General features: G+C 71.5%; 32 protein-coding genes and 1 tRNA gene. 14 read left to right on the top strand and 19 right to left on the bottom strand.

Translation table 11 applies throughout. The features are described 5' to 3' along the window. Positions 1-455 precede the first annotated feature (455 nt). From EDD28_RS17090 to EDD28_RS17040, 12 genes are all read right to left on the bottom strand, one after another. Complete coding sequence (locus tag EDD28_RS17090; protein ID WP_148059611.1) at positions 456-944, bottom strand: hypothetical protein; 489 nt, start codon at positions 942-944, stop codon at positions 456-458. Beyond that, positions 847-1,332 (bottom strand): hypothetical protein, encoded by a 486-nt coding sequence (locus EDD28_RS17085; protein ID WP_123740880.1) that lies wholly within the window; start codon positions 1,330-1,332, stop codon positions 847-849. Before EDD28_RS17085 ends, EDD28_RS17090 begins: the two co-directional genes overlap by 98 nt. Next, positions 1,322-1,510: a hypothetical protein gene (locus EDD28_RS17080; protein ID WP_148059612.1), complete on the bottom strand. Its 189-nt coding sequence runs from the start codon at positions 1,508-1,510 to the stop codon at positions 1,322-1,324. Before EDD28_RS17080 ends, EDD28_RS17085 begins: the two co-directional genes overlap by 11 nt. Before the next feature lie 97 nt (positions 1,511-1,607). Next, complete coding sequence (locus tag EDD28_RS17075; protein WP_123739817.1) at positions 1,608-1,823, bottom strand: hypothetical protein; 216 nt, start codon at positions 1,821-1,823, stop codon at positions 1,608-1,610. Then, positions 1,820-1,993, bottom strand: a complete 174-nt coding sequence (locus tag EDD28_RS17580; protein ID WP_170169459.1) for a hypothetical protein — start codon at positions 1,991-1,993, stop codon at positions 1,820-1,822. Before EDD28_RS17580 ends, EDD28_RS17075 begins: the two co-directional genes overlap by 4 nt. Continuing rightward, on the bottom strand, positions 1,990-3,036 hold the full coding sequence (locus EDD28_RS18130; RefSeq protein ID WP_170169460.1) for a DUF7666 domain-containing protein: 1,047 nt from the start codon (positions 3,034-3,036) through the stop codon (positions 1,990-1,992). The genes EDD28_RS17580 and EDD28_RS18130 overlap by 4 nt, the downstream gene beginning before the upstream one ends. 383 nt (positions 3,037-3,419) lie before the next feature. Continuing rightward, positions 3,420-3,560 carry a hypothetical protein gene (locus EDD28_RS17570; protein WP_170169461.1) on the bottom strand — a complete coding sequence of 47 codons (141 nt, stop codon included), beginning with the start codon at positions 3,558-3,560 and terminating at the stop codon, positions 3,420-3,422. A 98-nt stretch (positions 3,561-3,658) separates the two neighbouring features. Then, positions 3,659-3,880 (bottom strand): hypothetical protein, encoded by a 222-nt coding sequence (locus EDD28_RS17065; protein WP_123739818.1) that lies wholly within the window; start codon positions 3,878-3,880, stop codon positions 3,659-3,661. Between the two features lie 67 nt (positions 3,881-3,947). Further along, positions 3,948-4,205 carry a hypothetical protein gene (locus EDD28_RS17060; protein WP_148059613.1) on the bottom strand — a complete coding sequence of 86 codons (258 nt, stop codon included), beginning with the start codon at positions 4,203-4,205 and terminating at the stop codon, positions 3,948-3,950. A 38-nt stretch (positions 4,206-4,243) separates the two neighbouring features. Further along, complete coding sequence (locus EDD28_RS17055) at positions 4,244-4,432, bottom strand: hypothetical protein (protein ID WP_123739820.1); 189 nt, start codon at positions 4,430-4,432, stop codon at positions 4,244-4,246. After that, entirely contained in the window at positions 4,429-5,244 is an 816-nt protein-coding gene (locus EDD28_RS17755; protein WP_211339179.1) for a BRO family protein, read from the bottom strand. The genes EDD28_RS17055 and EDD28_RS17755 overlap by 4 nt, the downstream gene beginning before the upstream one ends. A 69-nt stretch (positions 5,245-5,313) precedes the next feature. Next, a complete protein-coding gene (locus EDD28_RS17040; protein ID WP_123739821.1) occupies positions 5,314-5,562 on the bottom strand; it encodes a transcriptional regulator in 249 nt (82 codons plus the stop codon). A gap of 126 nt (positions 5,563-5,688) precedes the next feature. Here EDD28_RS17040 and EDD28_RS17035 point away from each other — a divergent pair, with 126 nt between their 5' ends. Together EDD28_RS17035 and EDD28_RS17030 are read left to right on the top strand one after the other, a co-directional pair. Then, the gene (locus EDD28_RS17035; protein ID WP_148059614.1) at positions 5,689-6,162 is read left to right on the top strand and encodes a hypothetical protein; all 474 of its coding nucleotides are present in this window, start codon (positions 5,689-5,691) and stop codon (positions 6,160-6,162) included. Next, positions 6,146-6,589 carry an ImmA/IrrE family metallo-endopeptidase gene (locus tag EDD28_RS17030; RefSeq protein ID WP_123739823.1) on the top strand — a complete coding sequence of 148 codons (444 nt, stop codon included), beginning with the start codon at positions 6,146-6,148 and terminating at the stop codon, positions 6,587-6,589. The genes EDD28_RS17035 and EDD28_RS17030 overlap by 17 nt, the downstream gene beginning before the upstream one ends. Here the strand turns inward: EDD28_RS17030 and EDD28_RS17025 are convergent. Further along, on the bottom strand, positions 6,570-7,037 hold the full coding sequence (locus EDD28_RS17025) for a hypothetical protein (RefSeq protein WP_211339180.1): 468 nt from the start codon (positions 7,035-7,037) through the stop codon (positions 6,570-6,572). The genes EDD28_RS17030 and EDD28_RS17025 overlap by 20 nt on opposite strands. A 116-nt stretch (positions 7,038-7,153) precedes the next feature. Here EDD28_RS17025 and EDD28_RS17020 point away from each other — a divergent pair, with 116 nt between their 5' ends. The 3 genes from EDD28_RS17020 (at position 7,154) to EDD28_RS17010 (ending at position 8,996) form a co-directional block, all read left to right on the top strand. Continuing rightward, positions 7,154-7,873, top strand: coding sequence for an Ltp family lipoprotein (locus EDD28_RS17020; RefSeq protein ID WP_123739824.1), 720 nt, complete (start codon positions 7,154-7,156; stop codon positions 7,871-7,873). A 512-nt stretch (positions 7,874-8,385) separates the two neighbouring features. Then, positions 8,386-8,700 carry an N-acetyltransferase gene (locus EDD28_RS17015; protein WP_123739825.1) on the top strand — a complete coding sequence of 105 codons (315 nt, stop codon included), beginning with the start codon at positions 8,386-8,388 and terminating at the stop codon, positions 8,698-8,700. A 53-nt stretch (positions 8,701-8,753) separates the two neighbouring features. Further along, positions 8,754-8,996, top strand: a complete 243-nt coding sequence (locus EDD28_RS17010; protein ID WP_123739826.1) for a DUF3263 domain-containing protein — start codon at positions 8,754-8,756, stop codon at positions 8,994-8,996. On the opposite strand, the gene EDD28_RS17005 is transcribed toward EDD28_RS17010, so the two are convergent. Beyond that, positions 8,979-10,307 (bottom strand): tyrosine-type recombinase/integrase, encoded by a 1,329-nt coding sequence (locus EDD28_RS17005; RefSeq protein WP_170169462.1) that lies wholly within the window; start codon positions 10,305-10,307, stop codon positions 8,979-8,981. The genes EDD28_RS17010 and EDD28_RS17005 overlap by 18 nt on opposite strands. A gap of 90 nt (positions 10,308-10,397) precedes the next feature. Between EDD28_RS17005 and EDD28_RS17565 the strand changes: the two genes are divergently transcribed. The 3 genes from EDD28_RS17565 (at position 10,398) to EDD28_RS16995 (ending at position 12,676) form a co-directional block, all read left to right on the top strand. After that, positions 10,398-10,488, top strand: a tRNA-Gly gene (locus EDD28_RS17565). A 162-nt stretch (positions 10,489-10,650) separates the two neighbouring features. Further along, the gene (locus tag EDD28_RS17000) at positions 10,651-11,352 is read left to right on the top strand and encodes a YdeI/OmpD-associated family protein (RefSeq protein ID WP_123740879.1); all 702 of its coding nucleotides are present in this window, start codon (positions 10,651-10,653) and stop codon (positions 11,350-11,352) included. Between the two features lie 169 nt (positions 11,353-11,521). Then, positions 11,522-12,676 carry an FAD-dependent oxidoreductase gene (locus tag EDD28_RS16995; RefSeq protein ID WP_123740878.1) on the top strand — a complete coding sequence of 385 codons (1,155 nt, stop codon included), beginning with the start codon at positions 11,522-11,524 and terminating at the stop codon, positions 12,674-12,676. Here EDD28_RS16995 and EDD28_RS16990 read toward each other — a convergent pair. Next, the gene (locus EDD28_RS16990; protein WP_123740877.1) at positions 12,673-13,284 is read right to left on the bottom strand and encodes an HAD family hydrolase; all 612 of its coding nucleotides are present in this window, start codon (positions 13,282-13,284) and stop codon (positions 12,673-12,675) included. The genes EDD28_RS16995 and EDD28_RS16990 overlap by 4 nt on opposite strands. 155 nt (positions 13,285-13,439) lie before the next feature. Between EDD28_RS16990 and tig the strand changes: the two genes are divergently transcribed. From tig to EDD28_RS16965, 5 genes are all read left to right on the top strand, one after another. After that, on the top strand, positions 13,440-14,951 hold the full coding sequence (gene tig, locus EDD28_RS16985) for a trigger factor (protein ID WP_123740876.1): 1,512 nt from the start codon (positions 13,440-13,442) through the stop codon (positions 14,949-14,951). Between the two features lie 248 nt (positions 14,952-15,199). Further along, positions 15,200-15,805 carry an ATP-dependent Clp protease proteolytic subunit gene (locus EDD28_RS16980; protein WP_281272589.1) on the top strand — a complete coding sequence of 202 codons (606 nt, stop codon included), beginning with the start codon at positions 15,200-15,202 and terminating at the stop codon, positions 15,803-15,805. A gap of 25 nt (positions 15,806-15,830) precedes the next feature. Beyond that, positions 15,831-16,523 carry an ATP-dependent Clp protease proteolytic subunit gene (locus tag EDD28_RS16975; RefSeq protein ID WP_123740875.1) on the top strand — a complete coding sequence of 231 codons (693 nt, stop codon included), beginning with the start codon at positions 15,831-15,833 and terminating at the stop codon, positions 16,521-16,523. Positions 16,524-16,670: 147 nt separating this feature from the next. Further along, on the top strand, positions 16,671-17,981 hold the full coding sequence (gene clpX, locus EDD28_RS16970) for an ATP-dependent Clp protease ATP-binding subunit ClpX (protein WP_123740874.1): 1,311 nt from the start codon (positions 16,671-16,673) through the stop codon (positions 17,979-17,981). Further along, positions 17,978-18,274, top strand: coding sequence for a chorismate mutase (locus EDD28_RS16965; protein ID WP_123740873.1), 297 nt, complete (start codon positions 17,978-17,980; stop codon positions 18,272-18,274). Before clpX ends, EDD28_RS16965 begins: the two co-directional genes overlap by 4 nt. A 56-nt stretch (positions 18,275-18,330) precedes the next feature. On the opposite strand, the gene EDD28_RS16960 is transcribed toward EDD28_RS16965, so the two are convergent. The 4 genes from EDD28_RS16960 to EDD28_RS17560 all read right to left on the bottom strand — a co-directional run bounded on the left by EDD28_RS16960 (position 18,331) and on the right by EDD28_RS17560 (position 23,985). Next, positions 18,331-18,741, bottom strand: coding sequence for a VOC family protein (locus EDD28_RS16960; protein ID WP_211339262.1), 411 nt, complete (start codon positions 18,739-18,741; stop codon positions 18,331-18,333). Positions 18,742-18,787: 46 nt separating this feature from the next. Next, on the bottom strand, positions 18,788-20,611 hold the full coding sequence (locus EDD28_RS16955; RefSeq protein ID WP_123740872.1) for an AMP-dependent synthetase/ligase: 1,824 nt from the start codon (positions 20,609-20,611) through the stop codon (positions 18,788-18,790). 79 nt (positions 20,612-20,690) lie between these two features. Then, complete coding sequence (gene valS / locus EDD28_RS16950) at positions 20,691-23,477, bottom strand: valine--tRNA ligase (RefSeq protein WP_123740871.1); 2,787 nt, start codon at positions 23,475-23,477, stop codon at positions 20,691-20,693. Positions 23,478-23,541: 64 nt separating this feature from the next. Then, on the bottom strand, positions 23,542-23,985 hold the full coding sequence (locus EDD28_RS17560) for a T6SS immunity protein Tdi1 domain-containing protein (protein WP_170169539.1): 444 nt from the start codon (positions 23,983-23,985) through the stop codon (positions 23,542-23,544). A gap of 307 nt (positions 23,986-24,292) precedes the next feature. Here EDD28_RS17560 and EDD28_RS17555 point away from each other — a divergent pair, with 307 nt between their 5' ends. Further along, positions 24,293-24,481, top strand: a complete 189-nt coding sequence (locus tag EDD28_RS17555) for a hypothetical protein (protein ID WP_170169538.1) — start codon at positions 24,293-24,295, stop codon at positions 24,479-24,481. Positions 24,482-24,500: the final 19 nt, after the last annotated feature.

The raw sequence follows: 24,500 nt of genomic DNA, 5'->3' as shown, positions 1-24,500 counted from the left end.
TCGGTCGGGTTGTCGACCCGAGCCCTGTGTGACGACGGGCCGTCACCGAACGTGGATGAGAGGTGCGCGTTCATCTCGGCCCGGTCCGCGAACGTCGCGGGGCAGTCCAGGCAGTGCGCGTACTGCTCGCCGCTCATCGGTCGACACCCCGCTGCGACTGCACGGAGCGCGGCCCGCTCGGACTGTCCGCATCGGCTCGAAGTCCGACGTGCCCAGGAGCTCCTGGGCGGTCGTCTCGCTGACCTCGATGTTGTCCACGATGGACCAGCCGTCCTCGTTGAGGACGTCGACCGTGTAGCAGCGGCGGACCGACTCGTCAGCGCAGTCGTGGACGAATCGCGGGAGTGCGTCGATCGACGCCTGCCGCTCCTCGGCAGTGTCGAAGATCGCGCCGCCGAGGGTGAAGAACTCGTTCTCGTCGTGGTTCGCCTCCGTGATCTGGAGGCCGTAGCCAGTCATCGGGTCACCGGCTCTCCGTCAGCCACGATCCGCGCGGGGGTCCAGGCCGTGATGTGCTCGGGGCTGTGACTGCGGTGGCCACGGACGTTCCTCGGCGTGTTCCAGATGCCGCAGTCGTTCAGGATCGCCGTGCGGCCCTCGATGCCCCGGATCGTCGCGTCCACGATCATGGACCCCGGCTCGGTCGGCAGGGTCGGGGCGGGACGGTCGAGCAGGTAGACGATCAGGTCGGCGCGGACGACGGTGCGGCCCGCCAGCTGTCGGAGCGTGTAGGGGCCGATGGCGCGGCAGCTCGGCGAGCGCAGGGTGCCGTCGCCGTCGATCCCCGCCACGACGCCGGTCCTGCTAGGGGTCACGTCGTCCTCGGTCCACTCGACGCGCACGGTGTCACCCACGCGCACCTCGGACAGGGGGATGACGCGGGGCAGGGTGGTGCTGGTCTCGTCGCGGCACATAGCGCAGCCGCCAGCGCATTCGTGGTTCACGGGGTCTCTCCTTCGGTCGTGGTGGTCTCGGGGTGGGGGCGAGCAGTGCCCGCATGTCGCGATCGAAGCGCCAGACGTCCTCCGGCTCGATGCCCTCGCCCGCCTCGCTGGTCTCGGGGTCGAAGTAGCGGGCGTGGACCGACCGCACGGCGTCGAGGCGGGCGGCGAGGGCGTCGTTCTCGCGCTGGGTCGTTTCGAGGTCGACGTCGCCGTCTCCATCGCGCTGCGCCCGCAGTCGCTCGACCTCGGCGTCACGCTCGGCGAGCAGGTCCAGGAGGGCCGGGACGTCCTCCAGGGAGCGGACGACCTCCAGCGGTATCCACGCCTCGATCGCCCCCCTGCCTCGCGTGTGGCGGTCGCGGATCGCGGCGATCTGGTCAGGCGTCATCGTCCCTGCTCCTCTCGTAGTCGTCGTCGGGGTCACTCATGTCGGTCTCGTGCTCGGTGCCGCAGTCGGGACACGTCCACACGGCGTGCGTGTCCCGGGGGCCGCCGACCAGCTCGGCCTCGGTGTCGTCGTCGTAGCCGCACGGGCAGCCGAGACAGACGGTCGCGAGAGTTCTCATCCCGACACCGCCCATAGCAAGGTCAGGACGACGATCACGGCGAGGACACCCCGCGCGATCCACGTCCACGGGTCCGGGTCGGGCTCACGTGGCGGGGTCACCGGACACCGTCCTCGGCCCGGAGGTCCGCGACGACGGCGAGGACCCGGTTCACCAGCACCCCGAGCGCGCCGGCCGTGTAGGTCTCAGCGCCGTCGGCGATCAGCCGCAGCGCCGCGCCGTCGAGGTCAGACCCCTCCCACCCCGCGAGCGCCCGGCGGATCTCCACGACGTCGTCCGCCCCGTCTAGGACGCTGGCCTTGCGGGGGCTCATCGGGCACCACCAGGGAGGTGTCGGGCGAGACGGTCGGCGTAGGCGACTGCCTCCGTGTGCGTGCCGGCCTCGGCTAGGGGGCTCAGGCCGAGGTTGGTGCGCCAGTACACGACCCACGGAAAGCCGGGGGTGCCGGGGCGGCGGCGGACGACGACGGTCGGGCTGTTCATGCTGCCTCGATCGGGTCGCCGTCGAGGGTGACCTCCCGCAGCACGGTCACCCTGGGGGCCTTGCACTTCGTGTCGTCGATCGGTCGCAGGTCGGCGACGGGGACGGTGACCTCGAGGAACCTCGTGGCGTCCATGTAGTGGTCGCGGGCCATGACAGGGGTGGGGCAGGCGTGCAGCCCACCACCGCACTGGTTGTCGTCGCGCCACCGGGGGTCGGTGATCGTCTCGCCGATCGGGTACTGCGTCAGCGTGTACTGGTGGCCGGCGCAGAGGTCGTCGTCGACGGCCTTGTAGAGGTGGACGAGCCCGTCGGAGTCGGAGCCGCGGGTGTGCAGGTCGACCCAGGTCGCCGGGTCGTACTCGTCGATGCCGGTCAGGTCGATGAGGTGACCGCCGGACACCGTGGCGCGCTGCGAGTGGACGTGGATCGCCGTGTGGCTGCCGCCGGTCGCGGTGGAGCGGTCGCGGGCGTGGGCCGTGGCGAACGCCCGCAGCTCGGCGCTGGAGGAGTCCCACAGCACGGCGCGGGAGGAGCCCCACAGCACGGCGCTGGAGGAGCCCCGCAGCACGGCGCTGGAGGAGCCCCGCAGCACGGCGCTGGAGGAGTCCCACAGCTCGGCGCGGGAGGAGCCCCGCAGCACGGCGCTGGAGGAGTCCCACAGCTCGGCGCGGGAGGAGCCCCGCAGCTCGGCGCTGGAGGAGCCCCACAGCTCGGCGCTGGAGGAGTCCCGCAGCTCGGCGCTGGAGGAGTCCCACAGCACGGCGCTGGAGGAGCCCCGCAGCACGGCGCGGGAGGAGCCCCGCAGCACGGCGCGGGAGGAGCCCCGCAGCTCGGCGCTGGAGGAGTCCCACAGCACGGCGCTGGAGGAGCCCCGCAGCACGGCGCGGGAGGAGCCCCGCAGCACGGCGCGGGAGGAGCCCGTGTCGTCGATGCGGATGACGACGCCCGCGGGGGAGTCGATGTAGACCGTGACGTAGTCGTCGTGGTGCGCCTTGATCGCGGCGTCCCACTCGGCCTGGCTCGTGACGGTGATGGGGGTCATGATGTGGTCCTGTCGATGTGGTGGGCGAGCGTGGTGCCCGCGGGATGGTGGGGGTCAGGGGGCGGCGATGGATGCCGCGGTGGCGCGTCGGGGAGGCAGCAGTCGACGGCGTCGGATGCACGCCCAGGCGGCGAGGTCAGCCCGGTGCAGGTGTCCGCACCGTCGCATCGTCAGTGGGGCCAGCCCGTAGCGGCCCGACCCCCACCCCCACACGACCAGCGCCACACCCACGGCCAGCACTAGCGGGTTCACGGCACGACCCCCGTCCACGCGGCACCAGCGACCATCGCCGACAGCACCAGCAGCACCAGGACAGACCCCCACACCGTCTCCACCACCACGTCCCAGCGGGACCGGGAACGGCGGGGCGGGGGTGCGGCGGGTCATGCCGCGTCCCGGTGAGCAAGGTGGTCCGCGAGCGCGTACACCTGCACGGCATCCATCGCGTCCTCGTGCCGCTCGTGCGTCTCGATGTACTGCCCGTGCGGACCCCAGATGTCAGCCCGACCGAACGCGACCAGCACCGCCCAACGGCCCGTACCGCCCCGCTCCGACACCCGCTCACCCAGCCGGCGAGACGGACGGACGGTCGGGCGGCCACACGACGGGCACGGCGGGCGGGTCATGCGTCCGGGAGGCTCGCGCGCCACTCGGCGGCAGCCTCAGCGGTGATGTAGAGGCGGCCACCCTTGCCGGGCTTGTTCCTCTTGGCTCGCAGCGGCGGGTAGTTGGCGGACGTGCCGTCGATGCACTGGCGCACGGTGGTGGGACCGATCCCGTGCCAGCGGGCGAACTCCTCGACGCTCATCAGCGCGGGGGTCGCGGGGAGCTGGATGTCGCTCACGGCGATCTCCTTTCGGGTACAGGAAGGCCCCGCTCACCAGGTGGTGGCGGGGCCGGGGTGGGTGGGGTTAGGCGGGGATGCCGTTGAGGGCGTGCCAGGCGGTGGGGTCCTGGTAGATGCCGAGGATGCGCAGGTCGACGGGCGGGTCCAGGTGGGTGATCCACTCGCGCCGGTACTGCTTCGCGGCCCGGCGCACCTCGGCGCGCACCTGCGTCTCGTCACCGGGGATGACGTAGTGCCGCCGCTCGCACTCGTCCCGGATCGCGTTCTCGCACCAGGCGAGGGTCGGGAGCGGTGTGCGCTCGGGCCGCATGGACGAACTCATGCACGGCGTGGTGTCCCGCCCGACGGCGGGCGGGGAAGTCATGGGCGACCCTCGCGATCGGCTCGGACGTGCCGGCTTGCGATGTCCTGAACGCGCTCGGGGAAGTCGCGGGCCACAACCCGCGACGATCCGTCGTCGTGGAAGAAGCACGTCTCGACCGAGCCGTCCGAGAGGACGACCGTGCTGTACTCGCCGCCCTGCACGCGGGTGACGATCGGGGAGGTCATGAGACCACCTCGAGGCCGGCGCCGCCCTCGATCGGCTCGGCGGTGGGGATCCCGGACTGGCGCACGAGCCGCGCGATCGCGGACGCGCCGGCCGGGGTGATCTTGAGGGTGTGCATCGCCTCGCCCTTGAAGCGGGGCGCCTCGTGGGCCAGGCGCGGCGTGAAGTACATCTTCTTGTCCGCGTAGGCGGAGTAGCGGCGCTGAGGCTCGATCTTCTGCGCCTTCTCCGACCAGCGCGAGGACAGCTCGACGTAGATCCACTTCCGCTCGACGAGCAGCTCCCGCAGCGCGCTCTCCTTGACGCCGAGGTTCGCGGCCACCGTGCGGAACGTCAACAGGTCGGAGTCGGCGACGTACGTCTCGACGTAGGCGACCTTCGGGGCGTCGGCCTCGATCTGCGCGTTGAGGGTGGTCGTCCTCTCGACCTCGGCGGCGAGCATCCGCAGCGCGTCGGAGTACGACTTGGGGAGCGCGCGGCCCTGCACGACGCCGTAGCCGCCGGTCCTGCGGATCGCGGGGAGCACCTCGTGCGTGACCCAGCGCTTGAACTCGCGCGCTTCGGGCTTGCGGCTGCGGAGGATCAGTGCGTACAGCCCGGACTCGGAGATGATCGCGACCTGCTGCGCCCCGCCAGGGGTATCAGCAGTAGTGACACCCTTCTCGTCGTCGTCGAGGTTGACGATCGCCTGCGAGATGTTGCCGAGGCCGAGGATCTGGCAGACGTCCTTGGCGATCCACCAGGGCTCGCCGTGCTCGTCGATGATGTGGCGGACACCGTGGCCGTGGAAGTTGAACTGCGTGAGGTCGGTCATTGGTACGCTCTCCTTCGAGTGGTGGTTGCCCCGGTGTGTCTTGGCGGATGAGCCGGGGCACTGCTGTATCTAGGCGGCGTCGGTGTGGACGTCGTCGGTGGAGCGGGCGAGGGTTGCGACCTCGCCGACGCTCATGTCGAACGCCCGGCAGACGCCGGCGATGAACTGTGCGCTGGCGTTCTGCTTGCCGTCCCGCACGCTGACGAGCGTCTGTCGGCTGACTCCGATGGCTCCGGCGAGGGCGTCGTCGGAGGCGATGCCCGAGTAGCGCTTGATCCGGTCCAGGAGCCCGGGACGGATCATGAGGGTGGCGGACATGTCGCTCCTTCCATGGTCGCGATTGCTGCGATGTCATCCATGATGCACGACAACTCAGCAGGTGTCAACCGAAAGTCATCCATCATGTCTAGACGGTCAGCCGCACATGTGACTAAGATGTCAGTCATGGATACGACAGAGGCATGGATCATCCGGGTCACGGACGGCGACTCGCTCCGACAGGTGGCGCTCAACTCGCGCATTGCTGTACCCACGCTCACCGACCAGGTGCGCAATGGGCGCGTCCAGCCCGCGACCGTTGTGGCGATCGCGCGGGCCTACGGCGCCTCTCCGCTGTCGGGTCTCGTGGCTCTCGGTCTGATCACGGACGAGGAGGCCGAGGCGGGCGACCTAGAGTCCGCACTCCGGCGCATCACCGACAAGGCCCTGACCGACGAGATCCTGCGCCGGATCGAGGAGGGAGGCGTCGGTGAGCACCCGGCGCTCGTTGAGCCGCTTGAGCCCCCCGCGCCGATCTCCATCGCGAAGATGTCAGCCCCGGGTGTCACGATCCCGGATGAGGACGAACTCCCGCTGATCAAGGTGGCGAAGGAGGGGGATCCGCGGAAGGAGCAGCCGGCCCATGCTGACGACGCCTGACGCCATCTTCGACGCCGCCCACTCGCTCGGAGTCCGAGTCGAGTGGGCAGACCTCGACGACGACCACGGGATCTACGACCACGAGCGCCGCACGATCACGCTCCACCTCTGCCTGACCGGCGTTCAGATCGTCTCGACCGCGGCGCACGAGTACAGCCACGCGTTCCACCGCGACGAGCCGATCCGAGACCGCCGAGAGCACGACCGCCGCGAACGCCGAGCCGACGTCGAGGCAGCGCGCATGCTCATCTCACCGGAGGAGTACGCCCGCGCAGAGCGGCTCGTCGGCCCCGATGCCGGCGCCATCGCGGAAGAGCTGGGCGTCTCGCGGTGGGTCGTGGAGACCTTCCAGCGCGAGGCTGGTCATGGCCGCGGCTGGACTTGCACAGTTGCGCGGCGAGCCGCACTCAGTTCATTTCGAGGATGAGGTCCAGGCCGTTGCTCGGGTGGTAGGACCAGGTGGCCTCGATGTTGCCCCACGAGGCGGACTGCATGCCGTCGAGCGCTCGCGTGCTGTCCATCTTCGCGATCACAGATGATGGGGCGTGAAGTTCATCGAGGACGCACGCGATGTCGAAGACGTCTAGCCCGAGCACGTCCTCTTCGCCCTTGTTGTCGAGCAGGAGCGTCCTGCCGCCATCCCGTAGCGACGCCACGTGGCTCTTGTCGCCGAGGCCGCAAGACTCGACGGCAGACTCGAGCGGCGTGGCGCGGTTGCCAAGGCGCACGATCGCGATGATCGCGCAGAGCGCGACGAGCGTGACCCCGACGATGATCGCAGTTCGCCCGCGCCTTCTGGGTTGGTTGGGAGCGGCCTCGACCGGAGGGGGGACGTCGTTGCTCGGATGCGACTCGCTATGGTCCGTCATTTCCATTCACAGGTTTCTCGCAGGGCCGTTCTCGCGAGCCTACTGCCTTGCGAATGATCCGTCTGTACGTTCGGCCCGGCGATCGGCAGGCGCGGAGTTAGCCGAGCCGCTACGGTCTGGCTATGAGATTCATTCGACCCCTCGCTATCGTCCCGGTGCTGGCCCTTCTCGTGGCGTGTTCAGTTGGTGCCCCTGACGTTGCGACGAGCGCCACGTCAACCGAGGCGGAGAGCGCGCCCATCCCCGCCGCAACCGAGGAGGCGACGCCGATCACCGTCGAGGTGGACGTCGAGCCCACGGATGTCATGGGATGGAATCTCCGCGTCGCGGTCGACGAGCTCGAAGGTCAGGGCTTCGACGTCGTCACGCACGACTCCCGCGAGGATCGCACGATCATCAACCGCGCGAACTGGGTCGTGACGAGCCAGGAGAAGCAGGGATCCACCGTGGTCCTGGGCGCCGAGAAGTCCAGCGACTCGACGCCTACGGCGGCCCCCGTTGAGGCCACGGAAGCCACCAACGAGGCACCGGCCGCAGCCCCGGCACCCGACCTGACGATCGGACAGAAGAACGCGGTCGACTCCGCTCGGAACTACCTCAGCTTCATGCCGTTCTCCCGGAGCGGCTTGATCGACCAACTGGAGTACGAGGGCTACTCCACCGAGGACGCCACCTTCGCCGTGGACCACATCGCCCCCGACTGGTACGAGCAGGCAGCCAAGTCCGCCCAGAACTACCTCGATCTGATGTCGTTCTCGCGACAGGGACTCATCGACCAGCTGGTGTTCGAGGGCTTCAGTCAGGACGAGGCTGAGCACGGCGTCACGGCTGTCGGCTACTGACGGCTCACCACGACCGCCGGGGCCGGACGCTGCGGATGGAGGACATCGCGTAGGGGTTAGCGGGGCGCGTACAACACCTTCACGACTCACGACCCGCTATGCGGCGCTACGTCCCGCTGCGGCACGCTACAGTCCTGTCATGGCCCCGCTCGCAGCACTCAAGCCGCAGGCACACCCCCGCCCTCGCGTGGAGATGGACCGGGCTGTTGGCAACGACGGCCTGACGGATGTGGAGCGCGAGGAGTACGCGTGGCGTCACTCCACCACGGGCGCAGGCAGGCCGATGGGGGAGCGAGAGGGTGCCGACATGCGGGCCTGGCTCGCTGGTCGGCGTGGCGATCTCGTGGGTTAACCCGTCGGGAGTTCACGAGTACGCGCTCCAGAAGTTCGTCTGCACGGATCCCCCTGGGTTGCTGTATGAACCCCATCGCGGACGGCACCATCCTCGACCATACGAGCTAGAGGTCCAGTCACGACTACGCGGCCTGAGGCTCCCGAGACCATCGGACGAGATGCTCATCCTCGGCATGGATGTGGCTGATGTCGCCGTGGCCTCCTACCTCGCGTTCGACCCAGACCAGGGGGACCTACGCATCCTCGCCATCGCCACGTCCCTTCGACATCGAGGGCTTGGGCTCGGCGGCGACGCCCTCGACGTGTCGCTCGAGGTACTCCGTCGCACGCGAGACGAGAACGACCTTGACTGCGGAGTGTTCGCCTACGTGCATCCAAGCAACGCGGCCAGCCGTGCGCTGTTCGCGTCGAGAGACTTCGTGCTCCTCGGCCTCTATGACGGCTATGAGGGGTGGGTCCACGATCTCGACTGACCCCGACCCGGCCCCGGGCCGTACTTGTCGCACCCCGCCGCTACCGTCGCGGCATGACGACCCTCTCGGACCGTGACCGGGCGATGCTGGATCTGGAGCGCCGGCCGTGGCGGCACGGCGCGGTGAAGGCGGACGCGATCCGGGGCGAGCTCGACATGTCGGAGACGCGCTACAACCAGGCGCTCAACGCGCTCATCGAACGGCCCGAAGCGTGGGAGCACGACGCCGTGACCGTGGGCCGGCTCCGACGACTCCGGGACGCCCGCAGCGAGCGCCGATCAAGCCGGAGAGGCTGATGTGGGCGGATCAAGCGCAGGGAGCAGGTCAGCCAGGGCGTCGCTCACGGCTCGACCGGCGGCCTCCAGCTCCCCGTGGACGTACCCCTCGACCAGCTCGGTCTGCCCTACGAGCATCTCGATGATGTGGCGCGGCGTCCCCGCGTCGGCGAGCATCGAGATCATCGAGTGCCGGGCCTCGTGGAGCACGTAGAACTCGCCCTCGTCACCCTCGACGGCGGGGTCTGGCGCGCGCTTGTAGACCCCGGCCGCGCGCTGGAGCTCCTTCCATGTGGCGAGGTCGGCCTTGTCGTTGCGGGGGTGGCCGCGATAGCGCGGCGCGCCGTCGATGCGTGGGAACACGAGGTTGTGCGGGTTCGCCTTCCCGGTCGGGCACTTCTCGCGCCACGCCGCGAGCTCCTTCGCCACCGGGGTGATGATCGGTAGGGCCCGCGCCCCACTCGCTGTCTTCGGGCGAGTGAGATGCCAGGAGTCCACTAGCTGCTCGACCTCGTCACCCCGCTTGGTCCGATAGGTGCCTGCCGCACGGTCGCGGTACGGGAGCTGCTGCACCTGCCAGGTCAGGTCGATCTCGCCGACGACCACGGCGTCCGGCTCGGGGGTGGGGTCGATGCGTACCCGGTCCCACGTGAGTCCGAGCACCTCGCCCTGTCGCGCGCCGTACAGCACAGCGATGACGTAGCGGATCGCGTCGGACTGGGTCGCGTAGGCGTGCTGGAACACTGCGCGGACCTCGTCCTTACTCATCCTCGTGCGGGCCGACTTCCCTCGGCTGGCCTTGGTGGCCGCGAAGATCCGGTCTGGTACCCGGTGCCCGTCGGACTTCGCAGCGTTGAGCATCTTCGTGAGGGTGCGCTGGGCCGAGTTGGCGGTGGAGCCAGATCGCCCGGCCTTGAGCGCGCCGTCGCCCACGGCTCGCATGTGCGCCGCGGTGAGCGCCTCGAGGCGGATGGTCCCGATCGCGGGGACGATCCACCGGACGACATTGGTCTTGTCCTGGGCGTAGGTGGTGGCGCGGACCTCCCCGTCGCGGTGCCGGAGCCACTTCTCGGCCCAGGTGCGCACGGTCTCGCTCGCCCGCGCCTCGGGCACGCGGGGCCCGTGGAGCATGTAGTCCTTCTTCTTGGCGACGAACGCCTGCCAGGCGGCGTCCTCGTCGCGACCGCTGGCGGTGATGACGATCCTGGTGCCGGCGGGCGTGATCCGTCCGGTGTCGTAGCGGCCGACCCACAGTCCGCGCGAGGGCACCCACTTGAAGGAGCCTTCGCCGTAGCGGGTGACGTGTCCGCGCTTCGGCTTCCTCTCGACCATGGTCACCACATCCTCTGCCTCGGCGCCCGGTCTACACATTGGTCTACACATTGGGGCGGTATCGCGACGGTATCACGACGATGCAGACTGGCGGATTTCCAACGTTTCTGAGCACCAGTCTACCCTCCGACCTCTGCCTTCCAAGCAGATGGTGCGGGTTCGATTCCCGTCATCCGCTCCACGCCGGCTGGACCGGCCCTACCCTCCCCTCGTCGATCCGTCACCGGCGCTCTCGCGCGCGCCGTGGCCACCCGTCGACCGGGTGCCGCCGCCGGGGCGGCCGTGGCGTGGCCACGGCGTCCCGAGGGCCACGCGCCCCCGTCGCCGCGGGCACAATGACGGCATGAGCCCTTCGAGCAGCGCCGACGGCGGGCGCGCACCCGGCACCCCGGGCGGCACCGACGAGCGTCCCGCGGTCTTCTTCTCCGGCGCGCAGGAGTTCCGCGCCTGGCTCGAGCTCAACCACGACGTGGCGCCCGAGCTCTGGATGGGTCTGTACGCCAAGCACGTCGAGCCCCGCGGGCTCACCTGGGAGGACGCCGTGATCGAGGCGCTCTGCTTCGGCTGGATCGACTCCATCAGCCAGCGCATCGACGCCGACGCGCGCCGTCAGCGCTGGACCCCGCGCCGGCGGGGCTCGATGTGGAGCGCGGTCAACGTGGAGCACGTCGAGCGGCTCACGGCGCAGGGCCGGATGCACCCGGCCGGGCTCGCCGCGTACCGGCTCCGCACGCCCGAGCGCACCGGCGTCTACTCCTACGAACGCCCGAGCGAGCTCTCGCCCGAGCAGCTCGCCATGCTCTCCGCCGACCCGGCCGCCCTGGCCTTCTGGGAGGCGGCGACGGCCAGCTACCGCCGCGTCGCCGTCGGCTGGGTGACGGGGGCCAAGCGCGAGGTGACCCGCGAGCAGCGCCTCGACACGCTCGTCGCGTGCTGCCGGGACGGCGTCCTCATCCCGACCCAGCGATACGGCGAGCAGCCCCGCTGGGTCGAGCGGGCCGCGGCCGCGGCCCGCGAGGCCCGTCCGCTCTCCGCGGATCAGTGACGCCGCCACTCGGCGACGGCCGGCATCGGCCCAGGTCGAGGCCCTGCGGCGCCCGGCCGTCGCTCGCGCGACGCGCGCCGATCCGCACGGAGCGGACGGACGCGGGGCGGACGGGCTCGCGCGGCTCGGCGCTCGCCCCCGACCGCGCGCGGCCGGGACGATGGCCGGCATGAGCGAACCGCGGGTCGCCGTCGTCGGTGGCGGGGTGATGGGGCTGGCGACCGCCTGGGCGCTCGTGCGCCGCGGCGCGAGGCCGGTCGTCCTCGAGCGGTTCGGCCGCGGCCACCACGAGGGCGCGTCGCACGGGGCGACGCGCAACTTCAACAACGCCTACGCGCAGGAGCACTACCTCGACCTCCTGGTCCGGGCGCGGGAGGGCTGGGACGCGCTGTCCGACCCCGACGGCGAGCAGCTGCTGCGGCTGCACGGCCTCGTGACGCACGGGACATCGAACGACCTCGGCGGCGGCGACCTCTCCTCCGTGCACGCGGCGCTCACCGCGCGCGGCATCCCGGCGGACCTCCTCGACGGCGTGGAGGCGGCCCGGCGCTGGCCGGGGATGCGGTTCGAGGAGACCGTCCTGTTCTCCCCGGACGCCGGGGTCGTCCGTGCCGCCGCCGCCATCGAGCGGCTCGAGGCCCTCGTCGTCGCCGGCGGCGGGAGCGTCCGGTGGGCCGAGCCGGTCGAGCGGATCGAGCGCCGCGACGACGGCGCGACCGTGCACCTCCGCTCGGGGGAGACGGTCGACGCCGACGTCGTCGTCGTGACCGCCGGGGCGTGGACGCGCCCGCTCCTCGGAGACGTCCGGCTGCCTCGGCTCACCGTGACCGAGGAGAGCCCGGCCCACTTCCGCCCGACGACGGCCGGGTGGCCCTCGTTCAACCACGTCGTGGACCCCGACACCTACCCGGCGGCGATCTACGGGATGCCGACGCCGGGCGAGGGGGTCAAGGTCGGCTTCCACGGCGTCGGCCCGGAGGTCGACCCGGACGCGCGACCGCACCGGCCCACGTTGCAGGCCGAGCTCGCCGCGTACGTCAGGGAGTGGCTGCCGGGGCTCGACCCGACGACGGCCGAGCCGATCTCGTGCACCTACACCTCGACGCCGGACGGGGCGTTCGTGCTCGACCGGATCGGGTCGCTCGTCGTGGGGGCCGGGTTCTCCGGCCACGGCTTCAAGTTCGCCCCCGGGATCGGCGCGGTCCTGGCCGACCTCGCGCTGGACGCCGGTGCGCTGGCGGCCGAGCCGTTCCGGGTCGCGCGACGGTCCGTCGCGGGAGAGCTGGCTCGGGCGGACGAGGCCCGGGCGGACGAGCCGTCCTAGACGGGGACGCCGAGCCCGCGCAGGTCGGCGGCCAGACCGGCCGCGCCGCTCGCCGGGTCGTGCCACGCCGCCCGCAGCCCGACCGATCGCGCGCCCTCGACGTTGCCGGGGACGTCGTCGACGAACGCGACCTGCCCGGCCGGGATCCCGAGGTCCTCGACGATCGCCTCGAAGTAGGCGCGCGTCGGCTTCGCGTGCCCGACCTCGAACGAGTAGTAGTGCCGGTCGAAGATCCGGTCGATCGCGGTCCGCTCCCGCATGTACCGGCCGCGCCGGCTCTGCTGGTTGGTGGCGAGCCCGCACAGGAGGCCGCCGGCCCGCACCCGCTCGACGACGGCGAACGCGTCGGGGTCGGGCACGATGTCCTCCCACACGGCCAGCGCGTCGCGGACGGTCGCCTCGCGCTCGGCGAGCAGCGTCTCGAGCCGCTCGCCGAAGTCGATGCTGCCGTCCAGGCACTCGGCCTCGGCGGCGAAGGCCGCCTCGACGAACCCGGGCCCGCCGAGCGTCGTGAGCCGGTCGAGCCAGCCCTCCCGCGGCATCTGGAGGACGCCGTCGGCGTCGAACAGGACGGCACGGACGGGCGGTGTCGCTGAGGTCGGGGACATCGGCGTCAGTCTGGCACAGCCGGCGCGGCCGGGGGCCACTAGGATGGACCCTTAGTGCGTGGCGCGTCAGCCGCATGCCCGCGCGCCTTCCGGACCGCCGGAACCCGCTCAGGCTGGTCCGGCACGCCCTGCGACGTAGACAAGAGAGAACCACTGTGAAGAGTGCCGTCGAGACCCTCGAGCCGACTCGAGTCCGACTGACCGTCGAGGTCCCCTACTCCGAGCTCCTGCCGAACATCGAGCACGCCTACCAGCACATCGGCAAGGACGTCTCGATCCCCGGCTTCCGCAAGGGCAAGGTGCCGGCGCGCATCATCGACCAGCGGATCGGCTTCGGCGCGGTCCTCGAGCACGCCATCAACGACGCGCTGCCGCAGTTCTACCGCGAGGCGCTGGTCGCGAACGAGATCATCCCGCTCGGTCAGCCCGAGGTCGACGTCACCGAGGCGCCGGTCGAGCGCACGGGCGACCTGGTCTTCACCGCCGAGGTCGACGTCCGCCCCGAGATCACCGTCCCGGAGATCGACGGTCTGCGGGTCGAGGTCGCGCCGGTCGACGTGACCGACGAGGAGCTGGACGCCCGCATCGAGGCGCTGCGTCACCGGTTCGGCTCCCTCCAGGGCGTCGAGCGCGAGGCGGCCCAGGGCGACTACGTCGTGCTGGACCTCGTGGCGAAGATCGGTGAGGAGGAGGTCGACTCGGTCTCCGGCATCTCCTACGAGATCGGCTCCGGCACGATGCTCGACGGCCTCGACGAGGCCGTCGTCGGTCTCGGCGAGGGTGGCACGGCGACGTTCGCGACGTCGCTGGCCGGCGGCGAGCGCGCGGGCGAGGAGGCCGAGGTCACGGTCACTGTCACGGGCGTCAAGGAGCTCGAGCTCCCGGAGCTCGACGACGAGTTCGCCCAGCTCGCCTCCGAGTTCGACACGCTCGAGGAGCTGAAGGACGACCTGCGCACCTCCGCCGCCGGCGGCAAGGTCGAGCAGCAGGCCGTCGAGGCCCGCGAGCAGCTCATGACGAAGCTGGTCGAGTCCGCCGACTTCCCCGTCCCGGCGAGCGTCGTCGAGGCCGAGGTCGTGCGCCACCTCGAGGGCGAGGACCGCCTCGAGGACACCGAGCACCGCGAGGAGATCGTCCCGGAGATCACCGACGCCCTGCGTCGCCAGTTCCTCCTCGACGTCCTCGCCGAGCAGCTCGAGGTCAAGGTCTCCCAGGAGGAGCTCATCGACTTCCTCGTCCGGATGGCCCAGCAGTACCGGGTCGACCCGAACGAGTTCGTCATGAACGCCGACCGCACCGGTCAGGTCCCGGTCTTCGTCGCCGAGCTCGCGCGCAACAAGGCGCTCGCGCTCGCGCTGCGCAAGGTCGAGGTCGTCGACACCACCGGCGCCAGCGTCGACCTCACGCCGTTCATCGGCTCCGACGAGCTCGACGCCGTCCAGGCCGCCGCCGTCGCGGCCGCGCAGGAGGCCGCCGATGCCGAGGACGCGGGCGGCCTCGCGACCGAGGTCGCGGTCGACGCCGCCGCGGTCCCGCACGAGGAGACCGTCGACGAGGCGGGCGACGTCGAGGCCAGCGTGGCCGAGCAGGCCGAGGTCGTCGTCGAGAAGCCGAAGAAGGCGACGAAGGCGAAGGCCGCCAAGGCGCCCGCGCCGACCGAGGACTGAGGTCCGGCCACGGCGTCGGGTCCCGACCGCAGCGAAGGGGCCGCTCTCCCACCCGGGGAGCGGCCCCTTCGCCGTCCCCGACCCGTCCACGGCGGTCGTCCCGACGGGTGCGCGCGAGCGCGTCGTCCCGGATGTGCGCCGTCAGCGAAACGCGCGCGCGACGGGCAATATCCCCGCGCTGGAGCGGGTTAGGGTCACACGAGAGGCGCAGCCGCGACGGCGGCGCCGAGAACGAACAGGAGCGCCACGTGAGCGACATGCCGCAGGCCATGGCCGAGCCCCAGGGGTTCGGCCTGGGCGACCACGTCTACAACCGACTCCTCAAGGAGCGCATCATCTGGCTCGGGTCCGAGGTGCGTGACGACAACGCCAACCAGATCTGCGCGCAGATGCTCCTGCTCGCGGCCGAGGACCCGGACCGGGACATCTGGCTCTACATCAACTCCCCGGGCGGCTCCGTCACGGCCGGCATGGCGATCTACGACACGATGCAGTTCGTCAAGCCGGACGTCGCGACCGTCGCGATGGGCCTCGCCGCGTCGATGGGCCAGTTCCTCCTGGCCTCCGGCACGAAGGGCAAGCGCTTCGCGACGCCGCACGCGCGGATCATGATGCACCAGCCGTCGGGCGGCATCGGCGGGACGGCGACCGACATCCGGATCAACGCCGAGCTCATCCTCCACATGAAGCGGGTCATGGCCGAGCTGACGGCCGAGCAGACGGGCAAGAGCGTCGAGCAGATCAACGCCGACGCCGACCGCGACCGCTGGTTCACGGCCGACCAGGCCCTCGAGTACGGCTTCATCGACCACGTCGTCGCCACCTCCGCCGCCGCCGGCGGCGCTGGCATGTGACCCCGGCGCCCTCAGGAGAAACCCCATGAACCTCATCCCAACGCGCGCGCTCGGGCACTCGGCCGGCGAGCCCGGGTCGATCGGCTCGGTCGTCGGCTCCCCGCAGGCGCGGTACATCCTTCCGCAGGTCGAGGAGCGCACCGCCTACGGCGTCAAGCACCAGGACCCGTACACCAAGCTGTTCGAGGACCGGATCATCTTCCTCGGCGTCCAGGTCGACGACGCGTCGGCCGACGACGTCATGGCCCAGCTGCTCGTGCTGGAGAGCCAGGACCCGGACGGGCTGATCACGATGTACATCAACTCGCCCGGTGGCTCGTTCACGGCCATGACGGCGATCTACGACACCATGCAGTACATCTCCCCCCAGGTGCAGACCGTGTGCCTCGGCCAGGCCGCGTCGGCCGCCGCCGTGCTGCTCGCCGCCGGCTCCGCCGGCAAGCGCCTCGCCCTCCCGAACGCCCGCGTCCTCATCCACCAGCCGGCGATGTCCGGTGGCGGCTACGGCCAGGCGTCCGACATCGAGATCCAGGCGAACGAGATCATCCGGATGCGGGAGTGGCTCGAGGAGACGCTCTCCCACCACTCGAACCAGCCGATCGAGAAGGTCCGCAACGACATCGAGCGGGACAAGATCCTCTCGGCCCGCCAGGCGCTCGAGTACGGCCTGGTCGACCAGGTCCTCGAGAGCCGCAAGAAGGAGGTCGCGCCGCGCTGACGCGCGGCGCCCAGCGACGTGCCCCCGGCGTCGGCGCGCGACACACCTGCGAGGTGACGCGCGCCGACGCGGGGACCGCCACGTAGTCTGGACCGGTCAGGCAGCAGTCACCGCGGCCACCGCGCCGCCCGAGGACGGGGAGCAGGAATGTCGCATCCCTCCGACGGAGCCGAGCTCCTCAAGTGCTCGTTCTGTGGAAAGAGCCAGAAGCAGGTCCGGCGGCTCATCGCCGGCCACGGGGTGTACATCTGCACCGAGTGCATCGAGCTGTGCAACGAGATCGTCGAGGAGGAGCTCGCCGACGCCTCCGGTGACGACGCCCCCGACTTCTCGAACCTGCCGACGCCGAAGGAGATCTTCGCGCACCTCGAGGAGTACATCGTCGGCCAGGAGCGGGCGAAGAAGTCCCTCGCGGTCGCGGTCTACAACCACTACAAGCGGGTGCAGGGCAACCCGGCGGCGCAGCCGCTGCACGGCGAGGACGTCGAGGTCGCCAAGTCGAACGTGCTGCTCGTCGGCCCGACCGGCACGGGCAAGACCTACCTCGCGCAGACCCTCGCCCGGATGCTCGACGTCCCGTTCGCGCTCGCGGACGCCACGGCCCTCACCGAGGCGGGCTACGTGGGCGAGGACGTGGAGAACATCCTCCTCAAGCTCATCCAGGCCGCCGACTTCGACACGAAGAAGGCCGAGACCGGGATCATCTACATCGACGAGGTCGACAAGATCGCGCGCAAGGCGGAGAACCCCTCCATCACGCGCGACGTCTCCGGCGAGGGCGTCCAGCAGGCCCTGCTCAAGATCATCGAGGGCACGGTCGCCTCCGTCCCGCCGCAGGGCGGGCGCAAGCACCCGCACCAGGAGTTCCTGCAGATCGACACGTCGAACGTGCTGTTCATCGTCGCGGGCGCGTTCGCCGGCCTCGAGGACATCATCGCGGCGCGCACCCACCGCCGCGGCGTCGGGTTCAACGCCCCGCTCAACGAGCGGGACAAGGAGGACCTGTTCGCGAAGGTCCAGCCCGAGGACCTGCACAAGTTCGGCCTCATCCCCGAGTTCATCGGGCGCCTGCCCGTCGTCGCGACCGTCGGCAAGCTCGACCGCGACGCGCTGTGCTCGATCCTCACGACGCCGAAGAACGCCCTGGTCAAGCAGTACCAGAAGATGTTCGAGCTCGACGGGGTCGAGCTGGAGTTCACCGACGACGCCCTCGCGGCGGTCGCGGACAAGGCGCTCGCCCGCGGGACGGGCGCACGCGGTCTGCGGGCGATCCTCGAGGAGGTCCTCATGGACGTCATGTTCGACGTCCCGGGCCGCGACGACGTCGAGCGCGTCGTCGTCACCAAGGAGTGCGTGACCGAGGGCAACGGCGCGACGCTCGTGCTGCGCGCCCCCAGCGGGTCCGCGCGCCGCCCCCGCGCCCAGGGCGCCTCCAGCCGCGAGAAGACCCCGGCGTGAGCGAGGTCCCGCCGGAGCTCGCGCGGCTGCGCCACTCGATCGACAACGTCGACACCGCGCTCGTCGCGCTCATGGCCGAGCGGTTCAAGGCGACGCAGCAGGTCGGCGTTCTCAAGGCGCGGCTCGAGCTGCCGGCCTCCGACCCCGCGCGCGAGGCCGAGCAGGTGGCGCGGCTGCGGACGCTCGCCGAGTCGTGCGGGCTCGACCCCGTGTTCGCCGAGAAGTTCTTCGCGTTCATCGTCGCCGAGGTCATCCAGCACCACGAGGCGATCGCGGCCTCGTCGGCGGACTAGTCGAGCCACCCCTACTCCGACATCGGGGTGGGCCCGATCGCCAATCGCGACTCGATCTACCCCGGTATCGGAACGGTCGGCGGCTCCTGGGCGAACGCGACGACGTGCCCGTCCGGGTCCGCGACGTAGCCGGCCTCGTCGCCCCACGACCGCGCGGCCACCTCGCTCACGGCGAGCGCGCCAGCGGCCACCGCGCCGGCGTGGGCCGCGCGCGCGTCGGCCACGACCAGGTAGAGCTCGCACCGCGGGATCCCCGTGCCATCGGACGGGTGGGGGAGCCGGGGACCGAGCAGGGCGGCGATCCCGTCGTCCGGCATGAGCCCGAGCTTCGTGCCGCCGCCGAGCGCGAACTCGGTCATCCCCGGCACGTCGAGGACGGGCTCGCGGCCGAGCACCTCCCGGTAGAACCGCGCGCTGCGCGCCTGGTCCGCGACGTAGAGGATCACCTCGACGCTCCGGATCCGCACGCCCTCCGGCGTCTCCCGCCCGCTCGACACCACGGTCGCCGCCCGGTCAGGCCGGGTCGGGGACGTCGATCGCCGGACCGCCCGTGGCGTAGATCTCCTCGGTCGGTGCGGTGAAGTCGCGGTGCACCAGCGCGCGCTTCACCTTGAGCGACGGCGTGAGGTAGCCGTTGGCCTCGGTGAAGTCGACGTCGAGCAGCCGGATCCGGCGGATCGACTCGGCGCGGGAGACCGCCCGGTTGGCGCGCTGGGTCGCCTTGACGAGCGACGCCCGCACCTGCGGGTCCTGGATCGCCTCGGCCACCGACATCGGCGGCAGACCCTTGCCGGCCAGCCAGCCCGGCAGCATCTCGGTGTCGATCGTGACGAGCGCCCCGATGAACGGACGCTGGTCGCCCACGACGACGACCTGGGAGACGAGCGGGTGGCCGCGCAGCCGGTCCTCGAGGATCGCGGGTGCGACGTTCTTGCCGCCGGCCGTGATGATGATCTCCTTGGAGCGGCCGGTGATCGTGAGGTAGCCGGCGTCGTCGAGCGAGCCGAGGTCGCCGGTGCGCAGCCAGCCGTCCTCGGTGAACGCCTCGGCCGTCGCCTCCGGGTTGCCGCGGTAGCCGCGGAACACGTGCGGGCCGAAGACCTGGATCTCGGCGTCGTCCGTGACCCGGACGGACGTGCCGGGGTAGGCGGGTCCGACCGTGCCGATGCGGATGTCCTTGGGCCGGTTGACGGTCGTCGGCGCAGTCGTCTCCGTCATCCCGTAGCCCTCGAGCACGGTGACGTCGAGCCCGCGGTAGAAGTGGCCGAGCCGCTGGCCGAGCGGGGCGCCGCCGGAGACGGCGTAGCGCAGCCGGCCGCCCATCGCCTCGCGCAGCTTGCCGAGCACGAGCCGCATGGCGATGCGGTGCGCCGCACGCAGCGACGCGCTGGGCGTCCCCCCGTCGTTCTGCGCGCGCGAGAACGCGATGGCGACCTTCGTGGCCCAGGAGAAGATGCGCTTCTTGACGCCACCGGCGGCCTTCTGGGCCGCGGAGTTGTAGACCTTCTCGAACACGCGGGGGACGGCGAGCAGGAACGTCGGCCGGTAGGACTGCAGGTCGGCGACGAGGTTGCGCGTGTCGGCGGAGTGGCCGAGCGTGCCGGCCTCCACGACGCAGAGCACCTCGATGAACCGCGCGAACACGTGCGCGAGCGGCATGAACAGCAGCGTCCGGGCGCCCGGGACGGAGACGACCTCGTAGAGATCAGAGCGGGCGCCGTTGCGGGCGAGGTAGACGAAGTTGCCGTGGGTCAGCTCGACGCCCTTGGGCCGCCCGGTGGTGCCCGAGGTGTAGATGACGGTGGCGAGGTCGGAGCCGCGCAGCGCCGCCGTCCGGTTGGCGACGACGGACGGGTCGACGTCGGCCCCGCGGTCGGCGAGCGCGTCGAGCGCGGCGAACGTCACGGTCTCGCGGACCGAGGCGACGGCGGCCTCGGCGAGCCGCGCCGCGTGCTCGTCCGTCTCGACGAAGGCGAGGACGGCGCCGGAGTCGCTGGCGATCCAGGCGATCTGCTCGGCCGAGGACGTCTCGTAGATCGGCACCGGGATGCCGCCGGCCGCCCACACCGCGAAGTCGACGAGCGTCCACTCGTAGGACGTGCGTCCCATGATCGCGACGACGTCACCCGGCTCGAGCCCCCACGCGACGAGGCCCCGGGCGAGCCGGGTCACCTGCTGCTGGAACTGCGACGCCGTGACCTCCTGCCAGACGCCGGCCACGCGCCGCTCGATGATCGTGAGGTCGGGCTTCGCGCTCGCCCGGTCGCGCAGGGCGCCGGGGATCGAGACCTCCTCCTGGAAGGGCACGACCGCGGGGGAGGAGGAGGTGTTCGACATGGCTCCATCCTGCCAGCGCGGACGCCGGGGCGAGGTCGAACGCGGCCCGGCGCGGTCCCGCGCCGGGCCGCGGGGTCGGTCAGCCCTTGGCGGGGGCCTCGCCGAGCGTCGAGGAGACGACGGCCACGGCCACCGGCTCGCCGTCGGCGCCCACGGGCTCGCCCACGACGATCGTGAACGGGCCGGTCACCTTGCCGGCGGCGCGCAGGTCGCCGTCGGCGAGCACGACCTGGTCGACGGCGCCCTCGCGGGCGACGAGCTCGACGTCCAGCAGCGGCGTGCGCTGCGCGACCTTCGCCTCGCTCTTGACCTTGCGCAGCGTCGAGAGGGCCTCGCCGGCGGTCGCGAGCAGCCCGACGAGGCCGGCGGCGTCGGCGTCGCCGGCGGCGGCGCGCAGCGCGTCGCTCGTCGGCCAGGCGGCCTCGTGCACGGAGCCGGAGCGCCACCACGACCACACCTCGGCGGTCGCGAACGGCAGGAACGGCGCGAACAGGCGCAGGAGCACGTCGAGCGCGAGCCAGAGCGCCGCGCGGGCGGAGGCGATCTCGGCCTCGCTCAGCTCCGCCGGCTCGCCGTCGGCCGTGAGCGCGCCGCGGCCGTACGCCCGGTCCTTGACCAGCTCGACGTAGTCGTCGCAGAACGTCCAGAAGAACGACTCGGCCAGCTCCAGCGCGCGGGCGTGGTCGTACGCCTCGAACGCGGCGGTCGCGCCGTCGACGACGTCGGCCAGCTCCGCGAGCAGCGCCCGGTCCAGCGGCGCGGTGACCGCCGACGGGTCGAGCGCCGGCGCCGCCCCGGCCGGGTCGCCCGAGGACTGGAGCACGAACTTGCTTGCGTTGAGCACCTTGATCGCGAGCCGGCGGCCGATCTTCATCTGGCCGACCTCGAACGCCGCGTCGGTGCCGAGGCGCGCCGAGGCGGCCCAGTAGCGCACCGCGTCCGAGCCGTGCTCGACCAGCAGGTCCATCGGGGTCACGACGTTCCCCTTGGACTTGCTCATCTTCTTGCGGTCGGGGTCGAGGATCCAGCCGGAGATCGCGGCGTTCGCCCACGGCAGGGTGCCGTGCTCGAGGTGGCTGCGGACCACCGTCGAGAACAGCCAGGTCCGGATGATGTCCTGGCCCTGCGGCCGCACGTCCATCGGGAAGACGCGCGCGAACAGGTCCTCGTCCTCGAGCCAGCCGCCGGCGATCTGCGGCGTCAGCGAGCTGGTCGCCCAGGTGTCCATGATGTCCGCGTCGCCGACGAAGCCGCCGGGCACGCCCCGCTGCTCGGCCGTGTAGCCGGGTGCGACGTCGGCGCTCGGGTCGACGGGCAGGGCCGACTCCTCGGGCACGATGACCGTGTCCCAGTCGACCTCGCCGTCCTCCTTGACCGGGTACCAGACGGGGATCGGCACCCCGAAGAACCGCTGCCGCGAGACCAGCCAGTCGCCGTTGAGGCCGCCGACCCAGTTGGCGTAGCGCACGCGCATGAAGTCGGGGTGGAAGTCCAGCTCGTCGCCGCGGTCCAGCAGCTCCTTGCGCAGGTCGCGCACCAGGCCGTCCGGCTGCTCCCAGACCCGGCCGCCGTTGCGGATGTACCACTGACGCGAGGTGACGATCTCGAGCGGCTTGTCGCCCTTCTCGAAGAAGTTGGCCTTGCGCTGCGTCGGGGTCGGCTCGGCGAGCAGCTCGCCGCTCTCGCGCAGCAGGTCGACGACGGCGGCCCGGGCCGAGAACGTCGTCTTCCCCGCGATCTCGGTGAACGCCGCGACGCCGCCGGGGGTGGTGATCCACGCCGGGACGTCGTCGACGATCCGGCCGTCCCGGCGGATGATCGAGCGCGTCGGCAGGTCGAGCTCGCGCCACCACTGCACGTCGGTGAGGTCGCCGAACGTGCAGCACATCGCGATCCCGGAGCCCTTGTCGGCCTCGGCGGCCTCGTGCGGCAGGACGGGGACCTCGACGCCGAACACCGGTGTGCGCACGGTCGTGCCGAACAAGTGCTGGTAGCGCTCGTCGTCGGGGTGCGCGACGAGGGCGACGCACGCCGCGAGGAGCTCGGGTCGCGTCGTCTCGATGACGACGTCGGCCGCGCCAGCAGCCGCGTCCTGCGCCGCGACCGGGTGGAACGCGAGCGAGTGGTAGTGGCCCGGGTAGTCGCGGGCCTCGAGCTCGGCCTGCGCGACCGCGGTCTGGAACGTGACGTCCCACAGCCCGGGTGCCTCGGCCGGGTAGGCCTCGCCGCGGGCGAGGTTGCGCAGGAACGCGGTCTGCGCGACCTTCTGCGCCCGCCGGCCGATGGTCTGGTACTGGTGGCTCCAGTCGACCGAGAGGCCGAGGTGGCGCCACAGCGCCTCGAACTGCTTCTCGTCCTCGGCGGTGAGCTGCTCGCACAGGCGCACGAAGGTGCGGCGCGAGACCGGCACCTGGTCGGCCGCCCGGACGCTGCCGGCATCGCCGGCGTGCGGCGGGACGAAGTCGTCGCCCTCGTAGGGGAGCGTCGGGTCGCAGCGGACGCCGTAGTAGTTCTGCACGCGCCGCTCGGTCGGCAGGCCGTTGTCGTCCCACCCCATCGGGTAGAACACCTTGGCGCCGCGCATCCGGTGGAACCGCGCGAGGACGTCGGTGTGCGTGTAGGAGAAGACGTGCCCGATGTGCAGGCTGCCCGACGCGGTCGGGGGCGGCGTGTCGATCGAGAAGACCTGCTCGCGCGTCGCCGTCCGGTCGAACGCGTGCAGCCGGCGCTCCTCCCAGTCCGGCGCCCACTTGCCCTCGAGGCCCTCGACGCCGACGCGGTCCGGTACGACGACGTGTCCGAGGATCGCGTGGTCGTGTCGGGGAGCGGCGGCGGGCACGGCGGCGCCCGGGGAGAGATCGGTCATGCGGAGATTATCCCCTAGCGGGCGGGGTCGGTTCGGCCGCCGAGGGCGAGCCGGCGGGCGGTGCTCAGGCGGACGGCCGGGCGGTCAGCCCGTGCACCTGGCCGACGATGCTGGCCCACACGGTGAGCTGGCCCTTGTCGTAGGTCTCGGCCTCGCCCGAGCCGCCGAGGATCTCGTACGGCACCGGGTAGTAGACCTCGCCCGGGCCGATCTCGCCGAGCCGCTCGACCAGCCGCGGCAGCAGGCTCTCCTGGAAGATGGCCGTGCGCACGTAGGAGTCCTCGAGGACGGCGTCCTGGAAGTCGGCGGGCGACTCGTAGCGGCCGTAGTCCTTGAACCGGCCGAGGTAGGGGTAGGCGATGCCGTAGTGGTGCTCGGGCGACCAGACGAACAGGTGGCCGACGTAGGAGTGGCCGAACACGTGCGTGAAGACGCCCAGGTTGCCCTCCCAGACGTCCAGCTCGGACAGCGGCAGGAACTCGGGCAGGAACGCGTACGGGCTCGCCATGACGACACGCTGGCACGAGTGCCGGGCGGCGTCAACGCGTTCGGGACGCTCCCGCCCGCGAGCACGACCCGGTCGGGAAAATGCCGTGACACCTCCCGGCCGCCCGCCTAGCGTTGGGGTCACACGTGAAGGGAGGTGGTCCACGACATGAAGCTCGTTCGGACTCGTGAGGTGGTCGCCCGCTAGTCGGGAGCCACGGACGGCTCGCCGCCCGGCTCTCCAGGCGAGACCACGGCGATCACCGGAACCCGCGGGAGCGGCGCACTCGTCCAGCGTCGCAGCCACTCGGCAGCCCGCGGGTTCTTCCATGCCCTCCTCGACCCCGGCGCGTCGGGGGATGGGGGCGCCGCGCGTCCGTCGACGACACGGCGCCCCGCGCGCGGTCAGACCCGGTGCGCCGCCAGCCGATGTCGACCTGCTCATCACGGACGCCGGGCTGGACGACGAGATGGCCGAGCACCTCGACGCGGAGGACCTCGCCGTCGTCCGGGTCTGAGCGCCGCGCGGCGGTCCGG

This window comes from Salana multivorans (assembly GCF_003751805.1).
Classification (GTDB): domain Bacteria; phylum Actinomycetota; class Actinomycetes; order Actinomycetales; family Beutenbergiaceae; genus Salana; species Salana multivorans.
This window is presented reverse-complemented; position numbering and strand designations above follow the sequence as displayed.

Coding starts and splice junctions, on each gene's coding strand:
- EDD28_RS17030 (WP_123739823.1), top strand. CDS start 6,146: ATGCTGACGACGCCTGACGCCATCTTCGACGCCGCCCACTCGCTCGGA.
- EDD28_RS17560 (WP_170169539.1), bottom strand. CDS start 23,985: ATGGCGAGCCCGTACGCGTTCCTGCCCGAGTTCCTGCCGCTGTCCGAG.
- EDD28_RS17025 (WP_211339180.1), bottom strand. CDS start 7,037: ATGGAAATGACGGACCATAGCGAGTCGCATCCGAGCAACGACGTCCCC.
- EDD28_RS17085 (WP_123740880.1), bottom strand. CDS start 1,332: ATGACGCCTGACCAGATCGCCGCGATCCGCGACCGCCACACGCGAGGC.
- EDD28_RS17000 (WP_123740879.1), top strand. CDS start 10,651: ATGAGCCCTTCGAGCAGCGCCGACGGCGGGCGCGCACCCGGCACCCCG.
- EDD28_RS16955 (WP_123740872.1), bottom strand. CDS start 20,611: ATGTCGAACACCTCCTCCTCCCCCGCGGTCGTGCCCTTCCAGGAGGAG.
- EDD28_RS17015 (WP_123739825.1), top strand. CDS start 8,386: ATGCTCATCCTCGGCATGGATGTGGCTGATGTCGCCGTGGCCTCCTAC.
- EDD28_RS17035 (WP_148059614.1), top strand. CDS start 5,689: ATGGATACGACAGAGGCATGGATCATCCGGGTCACGGACGGCGACTCG.
- EDD28_RS16975 (WP_123740875.1), top strand. CDS start 15,831: ATGAACCTCATCCCAACGCGCGCGCTCGGGCACTCGGCCGGCGAGCCC.
- EDD28_RS17060 (WP_148059613.1), bottom strand. CDS start 4,205: ATGAGTTCGTCCATGCGGCCCGAGCGCACACCGCTCCCGACCCTCGCC.
- EDD28_RS16990 (WP_123740877.1), bottom strand. CDS start 13,284: ATGTCCCCGACCTCAGCGACACCGCCCGTCCGTGCCGTCCTGTTCGAC.
- EDD28_RS17555 (WP_170169538.1), top strand. CDS start 24,293: ATGCCCTCCTCGACCCCGGCGCGTCGGGGGATGGGGGCGCCGCGCGTC.
- EDD28_RS17040 (WP_123739821.1), bottom strand. CDS start 5,562: ATGTCCGCCACCCTCATGATCCGTCCCGGGCTCCTGGACCGGATCAAG.
- EDD28_RS17005 (WP_170169462.1), bottom strand. CDS start 10,307: ATGGTCGAGAGGAAGCCGAAGCGCGGACACGTCACCCGCTACGGCGAA.
- EDD28_RS18130 (WP_170169460.1), bottom strand. CDS start 3,036: ATGACCCCCATCACCGTCACGAGCCAGGCCGAGTGGGACGCCGCGATC.
- EDD28_RS17080 (WP_148059612.1), bottom strand. CDS start 1,510: ATGAGAACTCTCGCGACCGTCTGTCTCGGCTGCCCGTGCGGCTACGAC.
- EDD28_RS17580 (WP_170169459.1), bottom strand. CDS start 1,993: ATGAACAGCCCGACCGTCGTCGTCCGCCGCCGCCCCGGCACCCCCGGC.
- EDD28_RS17020 (WP_123739824.1), top strand. CDS start 7,154: ATGAGATTCATTCGACCCCTCGCTATCGTCCCGGTGCTGGCCCTTCTC.
- clpX (WP_123740874.1), top strand. CDS start 16,671: ATGTCGCATCCCTCCGACGGAGCCGAGCTCCTCAAGTGCTCGTTCTGT.
- valS (WP_123740871.1), bottom strand. CDS start 23,477: ATGACCGATCTCTCCCCGGGCGCCGCCGTGCCCGCCGCCGCTCCCCGA.
- EDD28_RS17075 (WP_123739817.1), bottom strand. CDS start 1,823: ATGAGCCCCCGCAAGGCCAGCGTCCTAGACGGGGCGGACGACGTCGTG.
- EDD28_RS16995 (WP_123740878.1), top strand. CDS start 11,522: ATGAGCGAACCGCGGGTCGCCGTCGTCGGTGGCGGGGTGATGGGGCTG.
- EDD28_RS17055 (WP_123739820.1), bottom strand. CDS start 4,432: ATGACCTCCCCGATCGTCACCCGCGTGCAGGGCGGCGAGTACAGCACG.
- EDD28_RS17010 (WP_123739826.1), top strand. CDS start 8,754: ATGACGACCCTCTCGGACCGTGACCGGGCGATGCTGGATCTGGAGCGC.
- EDD28_RS17755 (WP_211339179.1), bottom strand. CDS start 5,244: ATGACCGACCTCACGCAGTTCAACTTCCACGGCCACGGTGTCCGCCAC.